The organism is Sinorhizobium sp. BG8, from assembly GCF_016864555.1.
Lineage (GTDB): Bacteria > Pseudomonadota > Alphaproteobacteria > Rhizobiales > Rhizobiaceae > BG8.
In genome coordinates, this window is record NZ_CP044011.1 from 1,612,624 (window position 1) to 1,632,756 (window position 20,133).

15 protein-coding genes are annotated in these 20,133 nt (G+C 63.0%); 11 read left to right on the top strand and 4 right to left on the bottom strand.

The genetic code is table 11. The annotated features are described in order from the left end of the window. From F3Y30_RS07440 to F3Y30_RS07455, 4 genes are read left to right on the top strand one after another with little or no spacing between them, the layout of a single operon-like run. Entirely contained in the window at positions 1-1,308 is a 1,308-nt protein-coding gene (locus F3Y30_RS07440) for an MFS transporter (RefSeq protein ID WP_203425837.1), read from the top strand. Then, on the top strand, positions 1,305-3,323 hold the full coding sequence (locus F3Y30_RS07445) for a CocE/NonD family hydrolase (protein ID WP_203425838.1): 2,019 nt from the start codon (positions 1,305-1,307) through the stop codon (positions 3,321-3,323). Before F3Y30_RS07440 ends, F3Y30_RS07445 begins: the two co-directional genes overlap by 4 nt. A gap of 55 nt (positions 3,324-3,378) precedes the next feature. Continuing rightward, positions 3,379-4,323: an ABC transporter permease gene (locus tag F3Y30_RS07450; RefSeq protein WP_203425839.1), complete on the top strand. Its 945-nt coding sequence runs from the start codon at positions 3,379-3,381 to the stop codon at positions 4,321-4,323. Between the two features lies 1 nt (position 4,324). Then, positions 4,325-5,233: an ABC transporter permease gene (locus F3Y30_RS07455; protein WP_246752901.1), complete on the top strand. Its 909-nt coding sequence runs from the start codon at positions 4,325-4,327 to the stop codon at positions 5,231-5,233. Here the strand turns inward: F3Y30_RS07455 and F3Y30_RS26265 are convergent. Continuing rightward, positions 5,227-6,162, bottom strand: coding sequence for a hypothetical protein (locus F3Y30_RS26265; protein ID WP_246752902.1), 936 nt, complete (start codon positions 6,160-6,162; stop codon positions 5,227-5,229). The two genes, F3Y30_RS07455 and F3Y30_RS26265, sit on opposite strands and share 7 nt — an antisense overlap. A 73-nt stretch (positions 6,163-6,235) precedes the next feature. Between F3Y30_RS26265 and F3Y30_RS07465 the strand changes: the two genes are divergently transcribed. From F3Y30_RS07465 to F3Y30_RS07490, 6 genes are all read left to right on the top strand, one after another. Beyond that, positions 6,236-7,252, top strand: a complete 1,017-nt coding sequence (locus F3Y30_RS07465) for an ABC transporter ATP-binding protein (protein ID WP_203425840.1) — start codon at positions 6,236-6,238, stop codon at positions 7,250-7,252. A 45-nt stretch (positions 7,253-7,297) separates the two neighbouring features. Then, on the top strand, positions 7,298-8,854 hold the full coding sequence (locus F3Y30_RS07470; RefSeq protein ID WP_203425841.1) for an ABC transporter substrate-binding protein: 1,557 nt from the start codon (positions 7,298-7,300) through the stop codon (positions 8,852-8,854). Positions 8,855-8,924: 70 nt separating this feature from the next. Then, positions 8,925-10,457, top strand: a complete 1,533-nt coding sequence (locus F3Y30_RS07475) for a trimethylamine methyltransferase family protein (protein ID WP_203425842.1) — start codon at positions 8,925-8,927, stop codon at positions 10,455-10,457. A gap of 286 nt (positions 10,458-10,743) precedes the next feature. After that, positions 10,744-12,108, top strand: coding sequence for an amidase (locus tag F3Y30_RS07480; RefSeq protein WP_203425843.1), 1,365 nt, complete (start codon positions 10,744-10,746; stop codon positions 12,106-12,108). A gap of 145 nt (positions 12,109-12,253) precedes the next feature. Beyond that, positions 12,254-12,967: an LssY C-terminal domain-containing protein gene (locus tag F3Y30_RS07485; RefSeq protein WP_203425844.1), complete on the top strand. Its 714-nt coding sequence runs from the start codon at positions 12,254-12,256 to the stop codon at positions 12,965-12,967. Positions 12,968-13,418: 451 nt separating this feature from the next. Beyond that, positions 13,419-14,048, top strand: a complete 630-nt coding sequence (locus tag F3Y30_RS07490) for a hypothetical protein (RefSeq protein WP_246752958.1) — start codon at positions 13,419-13,421, stop codon at positions 14,046-14,048. Positions 14,049-14,188: 140 nt separating this feature from the next. On the opposite strand, the gene F3Y30_RS07495 is transcribed toward F3Y30_RS07490, so the two are convergent. From F3Y30_RS07495 to F3Y30_RS07505, 3 genes are read right to left on the bottom strand one after another with little or no spacing between them, the layout of a single operon-like run. Then, positions 14,189-15,733, bottom strand: a complete 1,545-nt coding sequence (locus tag F3Y30_RS07495) for a SpoVR family protein (RefSeq protein ID WP_203425846.1) — start codon at positions 15,731-15,733, stop codon at positions 14,189-14,191. Between the two features lie 12 nt (positions 15,734-15,745). Further along, positions 15,746-17,062 (bottom strand): YeaH/YhbH family protein, encoded by a 1,317-nt coding sequence (locus F3Y30_RS07500; protein ID WP_203425847.1) that lies wholly within the window; start codon positions 17,060-17,062, stop codon positions 15,746-15,748. Positions 17,063-17,085: 23 nt separating this feature from the next. Beyond that, entirely contained in the window at positions 17,086-19,035 is a 1,950-nt protein-coding gene (locus F3Y30_RS07505; RefSeq protein WP_203425848.1) for a PrkA family serine protein kinase, read from the bottom strand. A gap of 505 nt (positions 19,036-19,540) precedes the next feature. Here F3Y30_RS07505 and F3Y30_RS07510 point away from each other — a divergent pair. Then, entirely contained in the window at positions 19,541-20,116 is a 576-nt protein-coding gene (locus F3Y30_RS07510; RefSeq protein ID WP_203425849.1) for a DUF1349 domain-containing protein, read from the top strand. Positions 20,117-20,133 lie beyond the last annotated feature (17 nt).

Genomic DNA, 20,133 nt, shown 5'->3' on the forward strand with positions numbered 1-20,133 from the left:
ATGAGCCAGTCCCCCTCGAGCGTGTCACGGTTTTCCATTGCCTCGCCGCTTGCCGGGGGTGCCCTGCACGCGGTCGGTTCGGGATTGTTCCACACGCTGTTGCCGCTGCGCCTGGTGCAGACGGGGCACAATGCCGATGCGGTCGGGCTGGTGGTGATGGCCGAGGGCGCGGGTTTCCTCGTCGGTTGCATCGCATCGGTAAAGCTGGTGCGCTCCGTCGGCGAAGTCCGGGCCTATGCCGCCTTCTCCGCTTCCTCGGCGGTCCTCATCCTGGCGCTGGGCGCGAACCCCAGCCTTGCCGCGATCATGGCGATCCAGAGCGTCGTCGGCTTTGCCAATGCGGGGCAGGCGGTCATCATCGAGAGTTGGCTGAACGCCATGGTCCCGAACGAGGGCCGCGGGAAGACCCTAACCCTCTATGTGCTGGTCCTGGGGCTCTTCTATGGTCTGGGTCAGTTGCTCGGCCGCGAGGTGGATCCGGGCGGGCAGGCGATGCTGATGATCACCGCCGCCTTCTACGCACTGGCGCTCGTCCCGGTCACGGCTATCTGGGTCGGGGAACCGCAACTTCGTGCGCCCGTCGGCATTCATGTGTTCCGGGCCTTCAGGACCTCTCCACTCGGCACGCTCGCCTGCCTGATGACCGGGCTGGTCTCCTCCACCTTCTCGAGCATCGGGCCTCTCTACGGGCTTGGGCTCGGGTTCACGCAGGACCGGATCGTCATCCTCATGGCCGCCGTGCAACTGGGCGCGCTCTTCCTGCAGTTTCCTCTCGGCTACCTCTCGGATCGCCTCGATCGCCGTGCGATGATGCTGTGGCTGGCGGTCGTTCTTGCCGTCGTCTGCGCCGCCTTCCTGCTTGTCGACGGCCAGACGCCATTCTGGCTGCTCCTCGTCCTGTTCTCTGTCTTCGGCGGTATTGCCGAAATCTTCTATCCGCTGGGCGTCGCGCATGCGAACGACCGTGCCAAGCCTTCGGAGTTCGTGGTTCTGTCCTCCAACCTCCTGCTCATCTGGGCGCTCGGAGGTACCTTCGGTCCGCTGGTGGCCGCAGCCGGCGTGGAGCGGCTCGGTCCCAGCTCCTTCTTCTGGTACGCGATGGCGCTGACGCTGGTCTTCGCGGCCTTTGCGATCTGGCGCCGCGCCCTTGAGCCCAAGGTTGCGATGCGCGACGAATTTGTGGCCTACCCGCAGACATCGCCCGTCCTCTACGAATGGGCGCACAGGGAAGATGGGGAACCCGCCGGTGATGAACCGGCTGGCGATGAACAGGCTCCATCGGCCGAAGACGGGGAGAAGGACAAATGACGACTGTCGTCGAAACCTTCCCGCGCACGGTGACCTGCCTCGATCCGATGTTCATCCCGATGTCGGACGGCACCCGGCTTGCTGCCACCATCTGGTTGCCGCAGGACGCCGAAGCAAATCCCGTCCCCGCGATCCTCGAGCTGATCCCCTATCGCCGGCGCGACGGCACCGTCTTCCGCGACACGAAGATGCATCCCTACGTGGCCGGCCACGGCTTTGCCTGTTGCCGGGTGGATATACGCGGCTCCGGGGATTCCGAAGGCATTTTGTCGGACGAGTACACCGAGCAGGAACAGAACGACGCCTGCGAGATCATCGCATGGCTCGCCGCGCAGTCCTGGTCGACGGGCGCCGTCGGAATGACAGGGATTTCGTGGGGAGGCTTCAATGCCCTCCAGGTCGCCGCCCGCCAGCCGCCGGCATTGAAGGCGATCATCGCCCTTTGTTGCTCGGACGACCGCTATGCTGACGACGTCCACTATTTCGGCGGCTGTCTCCTGACCGAAGACGGCATGTGGTCCTCCCTCATGCTGGCCATGAGCGCGCTGCCGCCCGACCCGCAGATCGTCGGGGAGCGGTGGCGGCAGATGTGGCGCGAGCGACTCGAAGCCACGACCTGCTGGTCCTCGACCTGGATGTGCCACCAGCGCCGCGATGCCTACTGGAAACGTGGGTCGGTCTGCGAGGATTTCGCGAAGATCAGGATTCCGGTGTACGCGATCAGCGGCTGGGACGACACTTATTCAAACGCGGTGCCGCGACTGCTCGAAGGGCTCTCTGTGCCGCGCAAGGGGCTGGTCGGTCCATGGACCCACGCCTATCCGTTCCTTGGCAATCCCGGACCCGCAATCGGCTATCTGCAGGAAGCGATCCGCTGGTGGCGGCATTGGCTGGAAGGCGTCGACACCGGGGTCATGGACGGTCCTTTCTACACCGCCTGGATCAACGATCCGCACGCGCCGGCGCCTTTCTACCCGGAACACGCTGGCCGCTTCGTGGGCGAGCCCTCCTGGCCTTCGCCAAACGTCAAGACCGAGGTCTTCCACCTCAATGCCGGCGGGCTCGGAAAGGCGGCGGAAGGCGGTCGCGACCTGCTGCTGCGTTCGCCGGTGACCGCGGGCCGCGATTGTGGTCGCTATGGCGGCTACGGCGGCACAGTTCCCGACATGCCAGTGGATCAGCGCCGGGAAGACGAACTTGGCCTCTGTTTCGACACGCCGCCGCTGACGGAGGATCTCGAGCTGCTCGGCGCGCCGTCAGTGCAGGTCAAGGGCGTCAGCGACAGTGCCGGGGGCTTCATCGTCGCAAGGCTCTGCGACGTCGCGCCGGATGGAACCTCGACGCTTGTCACCTGGGGGGTACTCAACCTCGCCCATCGGCACGGACATGACGAGCCCGAGCCGCTTCTTCCGGGCGAAACCTTCAAGGCCCTTATAGAACTCAACCACGTCGGTCGCCGCTTTTCGGCGGGAAGCCGGCTCCGTCTCGTGCTCAGCAACCAACACTGGCCGATCCTGTGGCCGTCGCCGGAGATGCCTGCAATCACCCTCGAAAGCGGAGCCTCGCGTCTGTCACTTCCCGTGCGCGGGCCGGTGGCGAACGAGATCCCCGTGGGCTTCGAACCGCCGGAAATCTCGGCGCCCGTTCCCTCTGTGGAACTCAATGGCGAGGAGCACAGCCGCGAGATCGAGGTCGACGGCGAGACCGGATGCCAGACGATCACGCTGACGAGCGACGAGGGCCGCCATCACCTGACGGACAGGTCGATCGTCACGGCCTCACGCGTCGTGGACCGCATGTCGATCATCGAAGGGGATCCTCTTTCCGCCCGTCTCGAGACGGGCTGGGACCTCAGCATCAAGAGCGGCGAGGCCGATATCGAGACGCGCTCGCATCTGGCCATCAGCACGCAGGCCCATCGTTTCCGGCTTTCCTGGCGGCTGGAGGCATTCGAACGTGGTAGACTGGTCTTCGAACGGGGAGGGGACGAATGGATCCGTCGCGATCACATCTGACCGGCCGCGCCGCGATAGTCCCTGCTCCCTTGCGCGCACAAGCAAGGAGCCGCCGATGATCGTCTTCCTGATCCGACGCGCCGCGCTCGCCGTTGTCATCCTGCTTATCGTCGCGGTGCTGCTGTTTTCGATGATGCACCTCATTCCCGGCGATCCGACGGTAGTGGCGCTCGGCCCGCGCTCGACGCCGGAGATGCGCGAGGCCTTCCGCGAGATGATGGGGCTCGACCGGCCCATCATCGAACAACTGGGCCTCTTCCTCGGCCGCCTCGCCGAAGGGGACCTCGGGCAGGACGTCTGGAGCCGCCGCCCGGTCCTGACGATGATCCTCGAAGTGCTTCCCCATACGGTCACGCTGGCGCTCGCGAGCTTCGCCTGGGCGGTCACCCTGGGTGTCTTCCTCGGCTGCGTCGCGGTCGTCTATCACGGAAAATGGGCGGACTGGCTGATTGGAATGGTTTCCGTCGGCTTCGTGGCAATTCCGTCCTTCGTGGTGGCGCTCTATTCGCTGCTGATCTTCGCCGTCAGCCTCAACTGGCTGCCTGCCATCGGGGCGGGCGAGCCGGGCGATCTCGCCGGCCAGATACGGGCGCTGATCCTGCCCTCTTTCGCCATCGGCCTCGGCTGGGTCGGCTACGTCTCACGTCTCGTGCGGGCCGCAATGATCGAGGCGATGGGCGAGGACTACGTGCGCACGCTTCGTTCCTTCGGCGTCAGCGAGAGCCGCATCATCTATCGCTACGCGCTGAAGCAGGCCCTGCTCGCCGTCCTTTCCGTCATCGCCATCGGCTTCGGCGGGTTGCTGACCGGCTCGGTCTTCGCCGAAATCGTCTTCACCCGGCCCGGTCTCGGCAAGATGACCTACGATGCGGTCGTGACCCGCAACTATCCGCTGGTGATGGGCACCGTGCTGGTGACCTCCGGGCTGTACGTCACCTGCATGATTATCGCCGATCTCGTCACGGCATGGCTCGATCCCCGCGTCAGGAGCGCTCTTTGACATGGCGATGACGATGTCGGGCATAGAGGCAGAAGCACACGCCGGAAAGGAGCCCGGCTGGCTGCGTGGGACGGGCCGCGTTCTGGGCCTCGTCTTTTTCACTCCGCTCGGCGGGATCGGCTGTACGCTGGTGGCCCTGATCGTCCTCACCGCGCTCTTCGCACCGTGGCTCACGCCCTACAATCCGACCGCCATCAGCGTCAAGGAGCGCCTGGCCGACCCGTCCTTCGCACACCTCCTCGGCACCGACCAGCTTGGCCGCGATCTCCTGTCGCGTATCATCATGGGCACGCGCACGGCTATGACCGTGGCACTGACGGCGCTTTCGATCGCCCTTGTCGCGGCTTTGCCGCTCGGGCTCATCGCCGGCTACGGCCCCCGCTGGCTCGATGCACTGCTGATCCTCGTTTTCGACAGTCTCAGTTCCCTGCCGATGATCATGCTGGGACTGGCGATCGTCGTCCTCATCGGGCCGGGCGTGTCGACGGTCATCCTGGTGATCGTGCTCTATTCCGTCCCAAGCTATGCGCGACTGGTGCGTACCCAGACGCTGAGCCTGAAGTCGCGAGAATTCATCAAGGCGGAGCAGGCGATGAATGCCTCGACGCCGCGCATCCTGTTCCGCCATCTCCTGCCCAATGTGGTGGGCCCGCTTCTCATTCTCGCCTGCCTCGACATCTCGACCGTCATCACCCTCGAGGCCGGCCTTTCCTTCCTGGGCCTCGGCGTCAAGCCGCAGATCCCGAGCTGGGGCAACATTCTGAGCGACGGTTTCGCCGTCATTCGCAACACGCCGCTTCCGGTCATTGCCGGCGGTGCGCCGCTCATTCTTGCGACGATCGGGTTCACCTTCTTCGGCGAGGCGCTACGCGATGCGCTCGACCCGAAGCTCTCACGGGAGCGTCACTGATGAATTCCAGCGCCGGAGCCGCAGCAAGGGTATCGACCGAGGATCCGGCTCCGGTTCTGGAGATGAGGAACCTTTCGGTGACCTATGGCGGTCTCGTCCCCGCGGTCGCAGGCGTCGATCTTCAGATCCGCCCGGCCGAAGTCATGGGGATCATCGGCGAAAGCGGCTCGGGCAAGTCGACGCTCGCCCACAGCATTCTCGGATTGCTCCCGCCCGCGGCGGGTGTGAGCGGCGAGCGTTTCCTCCTCGACGGCCACGACATGCTGGGCGAGGGGAAGGAGGATTACGCGTCGCTGCGGGGCCCTGCCGCCGCCATGGTATTCCAGAACCCGATGACCGCCTTCAGTCCGCTTCATACGCTTGGCAGGCAGCTCACGGACCTCCTCTGGCGGGACCGGCGTCAATCGGCCGACGAGAAGCGGGAGCGCATCATTGCAGTGCTGAGGGAAGTCGGCCTTCCCGACCCTGCCGGCAAGCTGGATGCCTATCCCTTCCAGTTTTCGGGCGGCATGCTCCAGCGCGTGGCGATCGCCGCGGCGCTCCTGATGCGCCCCGCGCTTCTCATCGCCGACGAACCGACCACTGCGCTTGATGTCACCATGGAAGCCCAGATCCTGCATCTGATGCGGGAGCTTAAGGAGACATCGGGCGTATCGATCCTGATGATCTCGCACCACCTTGGCGTCATCGCAGAGATCTGTGATCGGGTCGCGGTCATGTATGCGGGCCGGATTGTGGAGGAGGGAAGCGTCGGGGAGATCTTCGCGAACCCGCGCCATCCCTATACCCGGGCGCTCTTTGCCTGCGAGCCCGCACTGATCGGCGGTGGCGTTTCGAGGCTTCCCGTCATCGGCGGCGAGGTGCCGCGGCCCAGCGGTGCAGGCTGCGGGTTCGCCGGTCGCTGTCCGGTCGCGGAGGCCCGATGCCACTGCGAGACGCCTCCTTGGGTCCCGCTCCCGGATCGGGGGAGCCCCATTTTTCCCGTTGCCATCGGAGCGCACCATGACATCGCTGCCGGCCATGATCGAAACGAAGGGGCTTTCGGTCTCCGTGCGGACCGGCCGGTGGCTTCCGTTCAAGGCGTCGAAGTCGCTCGATATCCTGATCGACGTCTCCGTTGCGCTCCGGCCCGGCGAAGTCACCTGCATGGTCGGCGAGAGCGGATCGGGCAAGACGACGTTCGGTCGTGCGCTCGTGGGGCTCGTTCGGCCCTCGGCGGGGGAGATCCTGCTCGATGGGGCAGCACTGCCGGACTTTTCCAGTCGCAGCTTCCGCAGGGTCAGAAGCCAGGCAGCTCTTCTGTTCCAGGATCCGGTCACGTCCTTCAACCCCCGTCAGAGGATAGGATCCATCATCGCCGAGCCGCGCCGTATCGCATTCGCCGGCAGCACGCGCAGCGAGGACATCGCCGCGCTTGCGCAAAAGGCTGGCCTCGCGAGGCCGCTGCTCTCACGCTTCCCCCATGCGCTCAGCGGAGGGCAGGCGCGGCGCGCGGCGGTCGCCCGTGCCCTTTCGGTCGTGCCGCGGCTCATCATTGCCGACGAACCGACGGCGGGTCTCGACGTTTCCGTCCAGGGCGGCGTCCTCAACCTGTTCCTGGACATCCGGGACGAGTTCCGCACGGCGTTCCTGGTCATCACCCACAACCTGTCGGTGGCACGCCATATCGCCGACCGGATCGTCATCCTCTATCTCGGCCGCGTCGTCGAAAGCGGTCCGGCGGCGGCGATCTTCCGCAATCCTCAACACCCCTATACGCGGGCCCTGCTCGATTCCGAGCCCGTTCCCGATCCCTCGAAGCGCCGCCAGGAGCCCCCGGTCATCGGAGAAGTGCCGAGCCTTGCCGCCCGTCCAGGCGGGTGCGAGTTTCATACCCGCTGCCGTTTCGCGCAGGCGCGATGCCGGGTCGAGCCACCGCCGCGCACCAATGTCTCAGCAGATCATGAGGTGGCCTGTCATTTTCCGCTCGCAGAGGTGAAGCCGGCAGCTGTCCCGAACCTTCGCCTCGTATCGAGGTGACCGAGCATTAGACGATCAATCATAAAAAACAGAGGGATCAGAAGAATGAGCGCATTTTCGATGAACAGAAGGCAATTCGTGCTCGGAGCGGCTGCCGGCATGTCCGCGCTTGCACTGCGTCCGGGCCTTTCCTACGCGGTGGAAGGTGACACGCTGGTGGTCCGCGGCGCGTCCGACATCGAAATTCTCGATCCGGCCTTCCAGAACGGCCTGCTCGAGGAGGAGGTCGGGCGCTGCCTGTTCGTGTCGCTGAACCGGCTGAACGACGTGCGCGACGGTGCCGGCTGGACGCCCTATGCGGCAAGTGAACTCACGGAGAAGTCTCCGACCGAGATCGAGTTCAAGTTGCACGACTGGCTCGTATGGACCGGTGATTTCGGACCGGTAACGGCCGAGGACGTCAAGTACTCGTTCGAGCGCGTCGCAAATCCCGCCAACGCTTCGGCCTGGGCCTATGCCTTCGATGCCCTGAAGGAGGTCGAGGTCACCGGCGAGAGGAGCGGCATCATCCGCCTGAAGTCGCCTTCGTCGCCCTTCTGGGTAACGACGTTGCCCTATTACATGGGCCACATTGTCTGCAAGAAGGCGGTCGAGGCCGCAGGCGGCAAGTTCACGACCGAGGTGCCCGCAAGTGCCGGCCCCTATGTGATCGAGAAATGGGTGCTCAAGCAGAGCCTGTCGCTCGTGCTCAATCCGGCATGGAAGGGACCGGCGCCGACCTTCGCGAAAGTCAGGTTCGAGATTATCAGCGACGACGAGGCCGCGGCGCTCGCGTATGAATCGAAGGCGATCGACTACTCCAAGATCAGTCTCAACACGCTTGCGACCTATCGAGACACGTTGCCCGAGAAGAGTTCCCTCATCCAGATGGATGGCAACCGCTTCGTGTGGCTGGCGATCAATCTCAACAATCCCAAGTTCGCCGACGAAAAGGTCCGCCGCGCGCTGCAATATGCCCTCGACGTTTCCCAGGTGATGGACGGGTCCTATTCCGGGCTCGCGGCTGCGGCAACCGGCGTGGTGCCGCCGTCGATGGTCGGCCATCGCGACGCCATCCTCTATCCCGCCGATGCCGGCAAGGCGCAGGCGCTTCTCGACGAGGCGGGCATATCGGGCCTGACGATCGAGCTTGCCGCTCAGAACGACAAGACCAGCCAGCTGACCTGCCAGATCGTGCAGGCGCTGTTCGGTGCGGTCGGGGTGACCGTGGATATCAAGGCCTATGACGATGCCGTCTACTGGACGCTTGGCGACAAGTCCGCGGGAGACACTTGGAAGAACCTTGAAATGGTGCTGATGAACTTCGCGGGCGGCGTCGATCCGTCGGAAAACCTCACCTGGTTCCGCCCCTCGCAGATCGGCGCCTACAACTGGGGCCAGTTCGACAGTCCCGAATTCGAGGATCTCTACCAGAAGGGAATGGCCGAGACGGATCCGGAAAAGCGCGGGGTCATCTACCGCAAGATGCAGGATCTCATGGAGGAATCGGGCGGCTTCATTTTCCTGACCCACGAGACATTCGCCGCGGTCGTGCGCGAGGGCCTGAAGCCCTACATCATGGCCGACGGCTATCTCTACATTCCGAAATTCACCAGGGCGTAAGGCGCACCGCCTGGCGTGCCGCCGCGTTTCCAGCGGCGGCACGGGCAATCCTGTACCAGAGGAGTTTCTTATGGCCCGCAGCATGGCAAACCGGCGCGAGCGCCGCATCGCAGCAGGAGCAGGCGTCCGGCAGATGCGCTTCGGCGGCGTCGTCAATCGTTACCCGCCAATCACCGTCATGAGCACGGACGAGATCGAGGCCATCCATGTGGCATCCCTTCGTCTGCTCGCCGAGACCGGCATGGAGGTCCTGCACGCGGAGAGCCGGACATTGCTGAAGGCGGCCGGAGCGGATGTCGACGAAAGCACGCTGCGCGTGCGCTTCGATCCTGCGATGGTCGAGGAGAAGATCCGTACGGCACCGTCGGGCTTCACGCTTCAGGCCCGCAATCCCGCCAGAAACCTCAGGGTCGGCGACGGGAGCGTAATCTTTGCGGCCACCGGTGGACCGGCATTCGTGCACGACATGGACCGCGGACGGCGCGCCGGGAACTACGCCGACATGTGTGACTACATCCGCGTCGTGCAGAGCCTCAACGTCATACACCAGGAGGGCGGCTGCCCCTGTGAGCCGACCGACCTGCCGCCGGAAAGCCGTCACCTCGACTTCTACCACGCAGCCATTCGCCTCACGGACAAGAACTGGCAATGCTGGGCGCTCGGCGGCTACCGGGTGGAGGATGCGATCGAGATGCTGTCGATCACGCTCGGCCAGTCGCGCGAGGAGCTGAGACGGAACCCGGCCACGCTGACCATCATCAACTCCAACTCCCCCCTCAGGCTGGATATCCCGATGGGCGAGGCGCTGGGCGCCATGGCCCGGGCCGGCCAACCGATCGCCCTGACACCTTTCACGCTTTCGGGCGCGATGAGCCCGATCACCATTGCCGGCGCTCTCACCCAGCAGAATGCCGAGGCGCTGGCGCTGATCGCGCTTGCCCAGATCGTTTCGCCGGGCGCACCCGTACTCTACGGCGGCTTTACGTCGAACGTCGACATGCGGACCGGTTCGCCTGCCTTCGGAACGCCCGAATATGCCAAGGCGCAGATCGCTTCCGGCCAGCTCGCCCGCCGCTACGACGTGCCCTTCCGCTCCTCGAACGTCACGGCATCAAACGCCGTGGATGTTCAGGCGGCTTATGAAAGCGGCATGTCGCTCTGGAGCACGATCATGGGCGGGGTGCATCTCATCGAGCATGCGGCCGGCTGGTTGGAGGGCGGCCTGACCGCTTCCTTCGAGAAGCTCGTGCTCGACGCGGAAATGCTGCAACTGATGCGCAGCTTTCTCGATCCGGTGGTTGTCGACGAGGCGACCCTTGCCGTGGACGCGATCAGCGAGGTGGGGCCGGGAGGACACTTCTTCGCCACCGGCCACACGCTCGCCCGTTTCGAGGACGCCTTTTACGAGCCGATGCTCTCCGACTGGCGCAACTTCGAGAACTGGTCGGAAAGCGGCGCGAAAACCGGGACCGACAGGGCGAACGCCATCTGGAAGGAGCTGCTGCGCACCTACGAACAGCCGCCACTTGACGCGGCGGTGGACGAGGAACTCTCTGCCTACGTTGCCCGGCGCAAGGAGGAGATCGCTGCCGGCCGGATGTAGGTGCCTGCCGGCCAGTTCATTCAGAGCGGTCGATCCTGCCACCGGATTGGCCCCGGCGCGTGATTGTCGCGTGACGTGGATCCCGTTTCGGTCGGCCGCCGCCCTTCAATCCCTGCCTTTCTCGGGGGGCGGTCTCGCGGTGCCGCTCGCCCTCAAATCGATTCCTGTCGGGGAGAATTTGCGGTAGACGTCGGTCTCCTAGAGGGAGACGCGACGTTTCCCGCATCCGCCGGCCGGTCCGACGATAGGCGTGACTGTCCGGCGATTGCCACGAAAGAACGATGAGATGAGCAGAAATACCGGTCAATCGATCGCCACCCTGTCCGCCCGCATCCAGTCCGGCAGCCTGGATCCGATCGCTCTCGCGGAGGAAACGCTCGACGCCATCGGCGCCTGCGAGGACCGGTCGATCTTCCTGGCCGTGACGCCTGAGCGTGCGCGAGCCGAGGCCGAGGCGGCGTCGAAGCGTATGCGCGAGGGCCGTTCGCTCGGCCCGCTGGACGGTATTCCGCTCGCCTGGAAGGATCTTTTCGATCTCGAGGGAATGCCGACCCCGGCGGGATCCCGGGTCCTGGCGGAAGCCGAACCCGCGACCGAGGATGCCGCGGTGGTCAAGGCGCTGAAGGCCGCCGGCATGATCACGGTCGGTCGCGTCAACATGAGCGAGTTCGCCTTTTCAGGCCTCGGCATCAATCCGCATTATGGCACGCCGAGAAATCCGGCCTCGACGGATGGTGCGCGCCTGCCGGGCGGCTCTTCCTCGGGTTCGGGCGTTGCGGTGGCATCCGGCCTCGTTCCCGTTTCGATCGGGACCGATACGGGCGGTTCGGTGCGCATACCGGCCGCGTTCAACGGGATCGTCGGCTACAAGGCGACGCGCGGGCGCTATCCGATGGCGGGGGTCTTTCCGCTGGCCAAGAGCCTCGATTCCCTCGGTCCGCTCTGCCGGACGGTCCAGGATGCCGTCTGGGTTGACGCGGCGATGCGCGGCCTGGTCACTCCCGATGTGATCCGCGGATCTGTTTCGGGCCTGTCACTGGTCGTCCCGGAGACGGTCGTCTTCGACGAAGCGGAAGAAGCGGTCGTCTCTGCCTTCGAAGGGGCGCTGGAGCGGCTGGTGCGTGCAGGCGCGAAGGTGCGTCGCCAGGCCTTCCCGGCATTTGGCGAAATCTTTGAACTGATGGCGCGGAATGGTGCTCTGGTAACGGCGGAGGCATTCGCCGTGCATACAGAGCGTCTTGCGGGGCCGGAAGCCGAACGGATGGACCCGCGCGTGGTTGCGCGGACGCGCCTGGGCGAGAAGATATTGCTTGCCAGTTACATCGATACGCTGTCGGCGCGCGAGCGGCTGATCGCGCAGCTGGCGGACAGCGTGGGCGCGGACGAGTTGATCGTGTCGCCGACCCTGCCGCACGTCGCCCCGCCGACAGAACCGCTCGTCGAGGACGACGACACCTTCTTCAAGGTCAACGGGAAGACCCTGCGCAATACGCTGATCGGCAATTTCCTCGATTGGTGCGCCGTATCGGTCCCCTGCGGCAGGGGAGATGCGGGCATGCCGGTGGGGCTGCAGCTCGCCGCGCTGCCGAACTGCGACACGCGACTTCTCTCCGCGTCGCTGGCCGCCGAGGAGATCGTACGGGGCGCGTAGAGCGTCCCTCCGGCGAGGTATGGCGATCATCCGAACTGTGCCTGTCGCCCCGTCCCATGCCGGGGTTGTTCTGCTATCGAACCGCGTGAAATCTGCTAAGCTCAAGCCGTTGCTCTTCCAGTAAGCTCTTGGCAAATGGTGTCCGATGAAGCGACGAACCAGAACACGCACCTTCGCTGCCCTGACGTTCTTTCTGCTCCTCGTCTATCTTGCCGTCGCCTACTTCATGGCGCCTGAGCTCTGGAAGTTCCACGACCGCAGCCGCATCCGCGAGTTCGGCAGCATGGTGACGATGACCGAGCAGGATATCCCCGGAGATCCCATCAATGTGGGTCTCGTGGGCACGAAGGAGCAGGTCATTCGCGCCTTTGCCGCCGCCCACTGGGATCCTGCCGACAAGATCACCCTGAGCAGCTCCATAGACATAGGCCTCAGCGTTGTGCTGGACCGCCCCGATCTCGATGCCCCCGTGAGCCCCTTACTCTATGAGGGGCGGGTTCAGGACATGGCATTCGAGAAGCCTGTCGGTCATAGCGCGGACCAGCGCAACCATGTCCGCTTCTGGCATACGCCAAAGACTGGGGAGGACGGCCGCCCGATCTGGCTCGGTTCGGCCAGCTTCGACCGCGGCGTGGGCCTGAGCCACGATACCGGCCAGATCACCCACCATATCGGGCCGGATGTCGATGCCGAGCGTGATCTCGTCATCCATGACCTCACGGAAACCGGGAAGATTGCTTCTCAGTACGAAATCGAAGGCGTCGGCGCCACCGAGGATGGCCGCAATGGCGGTGGCGACCGATACTTCACCGACGGCAAGGTAATCGTCGGCGTGCTCGAGGGGGGAGCGCCGCAGTAAGGCACCCGGAACGTGACTTTGTCGCAAGCTGCTGAGCAACGCCACAGCCGAAAGGTTATTCCAAGCAAGTCCTGCTATTGCGGATGTGTATCTACGTCGAATTTGTAATAAAACTCTTCGATACTCGTGCGAAGATTGCGTGTATGCTTTCGGGGCGGACACGGACAAGAGAAGATTGTCTGCAAGGGTGATGAACTTTTGTCCGGCAACGCCCAGGCGGGAATGTTGCCGCCGCGATGAAGCGCGTCATGCGCCGTGGCGGTCTGAAACTGCTGCAAGATCTTGCTTCTGATGGCTCCGATCTCAGGAACAGGCAGCATGTCGATGCATGTGAACCCGAGGAACCGCTTGACGTAAAACACTCAACTTTCAAGAACCGGGGGTAATCCAGATGATATCCAGTCGTACTGCCCGCGTGATCGCGGGCGCAGTAAGCCTGCTATGCCTCGCAATGCCTGCGTTCGGTCAGGATGCCATGTCGGCACCGGCGCAGAAGACGATCGGTGCAAAGTCCAGCCAGATGGTGCCCTCGCTTGCCGTGCTGAACTCCGGAGGTGCGAAGCTTGCCGACGGGAAGCTGACGATGACCGCCATCGGACCCACCACGATCGTTTTCGCCGATCGCCCCGTAAGGGCGGCGGGTCACGTGGCGACGGCCAACTTCATCAAGCAATGGGATGAGGGAAACGACAGCTTCGCCAAGGACCCGCCCAACGCGACGATCTCCGTGCTCAACAGTGATGGCTCGGCAATCGAGGATGCGGTGGTGACGCTCAAGTCTCCAAAGCTCGAGGGCGGCAACCTGACCTTTGACGTCGCCGTGCTGGAAGGCGACCTGACGGGAGCGGACGGACCGGCCTCGCTCTTCATTGACTGGTTCGCTGTTCGCGGCGGCTATGGCAGGGTCGGCGCCGTTGGCGGTGTCGGCTACTATCACGGCCCGGTCTGGCACGGCGGCTGGTATGCCCATCCGGGAGCGGTGGCTGCAGGCGTGGCCATCGGCGCAGCGGCGGCATCCGCATATCGCCCCTACTATTACCCGCCGCCATGCGGCTACTATCCGTATCCGCCCTGCTACTGAGGGACCATGTACGCTTGCGCGGTCGCTACTTTTGGCGGCCGCGTTTCATTGGCATCGCGGCGTTCGCCCAGAGAATCGACAGCGAAACGGTTCTCGGTCTTCAGTACAAACAATATGTTACGTGAAGAGGACCAACGACCTCACGCGTATTTTGCGGTCGAGCATTCGTAGAGAGCATCGCCCGTTTCCGCCTCCACTCCGGCGAGGCTGACGTCGTAGCCCCAGAGATGCCGGACATGGCGCAACGTGGCGTCTCGGCTTGCCTCGTCGAGCAGCACGCCGTTCTTGATGTTGTGCTGGAGGCGAAGGTGGCGGTCGCCGAGAAGATCGACGTCGACCACCTGTATGTCCGGCTGGTTGGCTCCGAGATCGTAGCTGCGCGCCAGTGCCGCGCGGATCGCCTCGTAGCCACGCTCGTTGTGGATCGATGCGACTTCCAGGTAATTGTCGTTGGCGTCGTCGGACAGCTGGAACATTCTGAATTTCCGGATCAGGGAAGGGCTCAGATACTGGAGGATGAAGGATTCGTCGCGATGGTTGGCCCAGGCGTCGAGAAGCGTCTCCTTCCAGTTGCCGCTGCCGGCGATGTCCGGAAACCAGTCCCGGTCCTCCGACGTCGGCTCGGTGCAGATGCGCTGGATGTCCTGCATCAGCGCAAACCCCAGCGCATAGGGGTTGATGCCTGAAAAACGGGGATCGTCGAAGGAGGGCTGGAAGACCACGTTCGAGTGGCTCTGCAGGATCTCGAGCATTGCTCCTTCGCTGATCTTGTCCTGGTCGTAGAGCCTGTTCATGATGGTGTAGTGCACGAAGGTGGCGCACCCCTCGTTCATCACCTTCGTCTGTCGCTGGGGATAGAAGTACTGGGCGATGACACGCACGATCCGCAAGAGCTCCCTTTGCCAGGGATCGAGGATCAGGCTGTTTTTCTCCAAGAAATACAGCAAGTTCTCTTCCGGAAGTTTCAGCGCCTTCTTCCGCTCCGAAGCGTCGCGCTCGGCTTCGCTCGGATCGCTTCCCTCCGCTGTCGGGGGCAGGGTCCTCCAGAGGTCGTTGAATGTTTGCTCCTCGTATTCCAGTCGCTCACGGGCCCGTTCCCGAACCTTCTCTGAGGAAAGGCGCGGTGGGCGCCGGTATCGGAACACGCCCTGGTCCATGATCGTGTGCGCGGAATCCAGGATGGCCTCGACCGCGGCGGTGCCGTAGTGCTCCTCGCACTTGGCGATGTATTTCTTGGCAAACTCCATGTAGCTCAGGATGGAACTTGCGTCCGTCCACTGCCGGAAAAGGTAGTTGTTCTTGAAGAAGTGATTGTGACCGAAGGCTGCGTGCGCTGTCACCAGCGCCTGCATGGCCATGGTGTTCTCTTCCATCAGATAGGTGATGCAGGGGTTGGAATTGATGACGAGCTCATAGGCGAGACCGCGGCGCCCCTTGCGATAGAGGTTCTCCTCGTAGACGAAGCGCTTGCCGAACGACCAGTGCTGGTACATCAGCGGCATTCCGACCGAGGAATAGGCGTCCAGCATCTGCTCGGAGGAAATGATCTCGAGCTGGTTCGGGTAGACGCTGAGGTTCAGTTCATCGAGCGCGATTGTCTCGATGGCGTCGTAGGCGCGCGACAAGGTCGCGAAATTCCAGTCGGAACCACGGAACAACAGTTTTGAACTCGCCCTTCGCTCCATTGGCATAGCCTTTCACTTACGCAACTGCATTGTAGGCTGCTTGGCGAAGAGTTTTCGGAAGACCGGATAGATGTCCGCCGGCCTTGCTATTCGCGTCATCTGGAAATTTGGAAACTCGCCGTCGACGGTGCGGTAGGCGCGCCACAGCGAGGTGCCGTTGTCGGTCGACCCAAATATGTCGGTCTCCCGCTCGTCGATGATCTCGACGTAGGCATAGTACTGGCATATCCGCATCAGATGATCCCTGAGCAGCGAGGCACAGCGCTCGGAATCGCCGCTGATATTGTCGCCGTCCGAGGCCTGGGCGGCATAGATGTTCCACTCGCTGGCGGGATATCGCTCCTCGACGATGCCGATCATTTCCTCGAGTGCTGTCGAGACCACCGTGCCGCCGCTCTGCGTGCTGTAGAAGAACGTGTGCTCGTCGACTTCCCTTGCCTCGTCCGTGTGGCGAATGAAGACGATGTCTATCCGCTCGTAGCGGCGCTTGAGGAACAGATGCAACAGCACGAAGAACCGCTTGGCGAGATCCTTGTCTCGTTCGCCCATCGAAGCGGAGACATCCATCAGGCAGAACATCACGGCGCTGGTATTGGGCAGTGGCTGGGGCTCGAAGCGATTGAAGCGAATGTCGATCGGGTCTACGTAGGGGATGCGCCGACGCCGGCGTTCCAGCTTGTCCAGTTCCTCCTGCAGCGCCCGCAGCCGCGATCCATGCGATCCCTGGAGCGGCATTTCGGCCTCCAGCTTGGCGATTTCCTCTCCAAGGGCCTCCATCTCTCGTCTGGACGGGCGGCGCAACGCAATGCGTCGGCCATAGCTGTTGCGCATGGTCCGGCCGACATTGATGTTGGTGGGCGAGCCGGTGGTCGCAAAGCCGCTCCGGCGCGGCTTGAAGGCGGTCGTTTCCTTGAGGCTGAGCTTGACCATGTCGGGAAGCTCCAGGTCCTCGAAGAAAAAGTCGAGGACCTCCTCGCGCGACAGGACGAACTGGAAATCGTCCTCGTGCTCATCGGCGTCGGTGCCCGACCCACTGCCGCCCCCGCCGGAGGGTCGCTTCTGAAGGCGATCCCCCGCCGAGAATTCACGGTTGCCGGGGAGCACATGCTCCCTTCGCCCCGTGTTGCGGTTCGGCTGGAACGTCGGCTCGCTGGCACCGCGCGAGGGCATGGGTACGCTGTGGTCGGCATCGACATCCGTGATCTTGCCGGCCTTGACCTGCTCCTTGATGACCCTTTTCAGTTCCTCGCGTGCCCGCCGCAGGAAGCGCCGCCTGTTTCCGAGACTTTTATCCTTCGGATTGAGGCGGCGATCTATGAAATTCGGCATTAGCTAATCCCCGCGCAGCATCGTCAGCCGGCCTTGTTCACGCGCATGTACCAGTCGACAAGTCGCCGGACCTGCCGCTCGGTATAGCCGCGCTGGATCATCCTCTGCACGAATTCGGCATGCTGCTTCTCGGTGGAACTGTCCTTCTTGGATCCGAAGCTGATGACCGGCAGCAGGTCCTCGACCTGACCGAACATCCGCTTCTCGATGACCTCCCGCAGTTTCTCGTAGCTCGTCCACGAGGGATTGCGGCCGTGGTTCTTCGCGCGTGCGCGCAACGTGAACTTGACGACCTCGTTGCGGAAGTCCTTCGGATTGGCGATGCCCGCCGGCTTCTCGATCTGCGAAAGCTCGCTGTCGAGAATTCCCCGGTTGAGGATCTGCCCCGTATCGGGATCCTTGAAATCCTGGTCTTCGAGCCATGCATCCGCATAGGCGATGTACCGGTCGAAGAGGTTCTGGCCGTACTCGCTGTAGGATTCGAGATAGGCCTTCTGGATCTCATGCCCGATGAACTCGGCATAGCGAGTGGCGAGTTCCGATTTGATGAAATCGAGGTAGGCAGCCTCGTTTTCCTTGGGGAACTGCTCGCGCTTGATCGCCTGCTCGAGAATGTACATGAGGTGCACCGGATCGGCGGCGACCTCCTTGGTATCGTAGTTGAAGGTTTCCGACAGCACCTTGAAGGCAAAGCGCGTGCTGACGCCCGTCATGCCTTCGTCGACGCCCGCGGCATCGCGATATTCCTGTACCGATTTAGCCTTCGGATCCACGTCCTTCAGGTTCTCGCCGTCATAGACCCGCATCTTCGTATAAAGCGGCGAGTTTTCATGCGGCGTGAGCCGGGTGGAAACGGTGAAGCGGCTGAGGTTCTCGAGCACTTCCGGTGCGCAAGGGTTGTCTACCAGCTCGCTTTCGCGAAGAAGCTTTTCGTAGATCTGCTTTTCCTCGGTCACCCGCAGGCAATAGGGGACCTTGACCACCAGGATGCGGTCGAGGAAGGCCTCGTTGTTCTTGTTGTTCTTGAAGTGGAGCCACTCGGATTCGTTGGAGTGTGCCACCACGATCCCCTGGAAGGGGAAGGCGCCGAAGTTTTCGGTGCCGTTGTAGTTGCCCTCCTGGGTGGCGGTCAGCAGAGGATGCAGGACCTTGATCGGCGCCTTGAACATTTCGACGAATTCGAGGAGCCCCTGCGTCGTGCGGTTGAGACCGCCGCTGTAGGAGTAGGCATCCGGATCGGCCTGGCTGTAGTTTTCGAGCTGCCGGATGTCGACCTTGCCGACGAGCGAGGAAACGTCCTGGTTGTTCTCGTCGCCCGGTTCTGTCTTGGTGATCCCGATCTGGCGCAGTCGCGAAGGCATGAGCTTCACGACGCTGAACTTGGAAATATCGCCACCGACCTCGTCGAGACGCTTGGTCGCCCAGGGCGAAATGAGGCCCGTCAGGCGTCGCCGGGCGATCCCGTACTTGTCTTCAAGCAGATCCGCCATGCGCTCGGGGTGGAAGAGACCGAGCGGACTTTCGAAGATCGGGCTGATCTTGCCACCCACCATGAGTGTGTAGATGGGGCGCAGTTCCATCAGTTTCTTGAGCCGCTCGGCGAGAGACGACTTGCCGCCGCCGACGGGTCCGAGCAGATAGAGTATCTGCTTGCGCTCTTCTAGGCCCTGTGCCGCATAGCGGAAGTAGCCGACAATTCGCTCGATCGTATCCTCCATGCCGAAGAAGTCGGCGAAGGAGGGGTAAATCTTGATGGTCCTGTTTGAGTAGATGCGGCCGAGCCTTTCGTCGGCACTCGTATCGATGAGGGTCGGCTCTCCGATCGCCTCGACCATCCGTTCTTGGGCTGTGGCATACATGCTTTTGTCATCACGACATGCAAGTAGATACTCTTGGAGACTGATCTCCTCTTGCGCAGTACTCGTGTAGATCTCTGAGAAGAGATTGAAGACGTCAGACTCACTTCTTTGCATCATGCTCTCCCGCGGCAAGCCGGTGTGATGTGAGACGGGATCGCTGCCTATCGGCTACTGCTTCGAGTGAACGGGGATTGGTACTGTAAGTTCCTTCACAAGATCGGCACTGGGATGCGTGCCAAAGCAGCAAACAACGGCGAGAATCCGCGTCATCGTTTCCGGATCGACCGATCGGCGACCGATCGAGCGGTGGGGACGGCGCCAAGTACGAATCATGATAACCCAGAACCATTAAGCGGTCGATCTTACAGAAGAAATTTCCCTCTATTGTTCATTCACGCCCTGTTACTCCTCATCAATTCGTCGTGAATCGCTTGGGGAAAACCGCCTTATTGTCCCGCCACGGCCACCCATTTGATGCTGCGGTGCAATAGCTGCGGGCGAATCACGTCCAACGCCGGTTGCGGAGAGGGGTGATTCGCGCTCGCCGATCCCCTAAGATTGCGGGGGCGTCTGACCGTCAGGATGGGAACTGCGGTCGAATTTCGAAAGGGGAGGCGTGATGGAACTTCCATATCGTTGGCTCAACGAGCCTGCACACTGGCAGGGCGATGCCCGGGTGCTGACGCTGCGCACGGATGCCCGCACCGATTTCTGGCGCGAGACATTCTATGGCTTCGTTCGCGACAGCGGCCATGCATTCCTTCGTCCCGTCACCGGGGATTTCACCGCGTCCGCGACGGTCACCGGAGGCTATGAGCAGCTCTACGACCAGGCCGGTCTGATGCTGCGCATCGACGAGGCGAACTGGATCAAGTGCGGAATCGAATATACGGACGGTCTGATGCATTTCAGCGTCGTGGTCACGCGCGGAGTGTCCGACTGGTCTGTTGTTCCGCTCCCGGACGTCGGTCCGACCGATCCCCTCTTTGTGCGGCTTACACGCCATGGCGACGCCGTGCGGGTTCAGTTCCGTTTCGGTGAGGCCCACTGGCAACTGGCAAGGCTTTGCCCCTTCGCCGCAGATGACGCCGAAGTTGGAGTGATGGCCTGTTCACCCGAGCGGGAGGGGTTCGAGGCAACGTTCCGAGATATTGCGGTCGGTCCGCCGATCGAACGGAACCTCCACGCAGAGTAAGCGCAAAACGTGTGAGA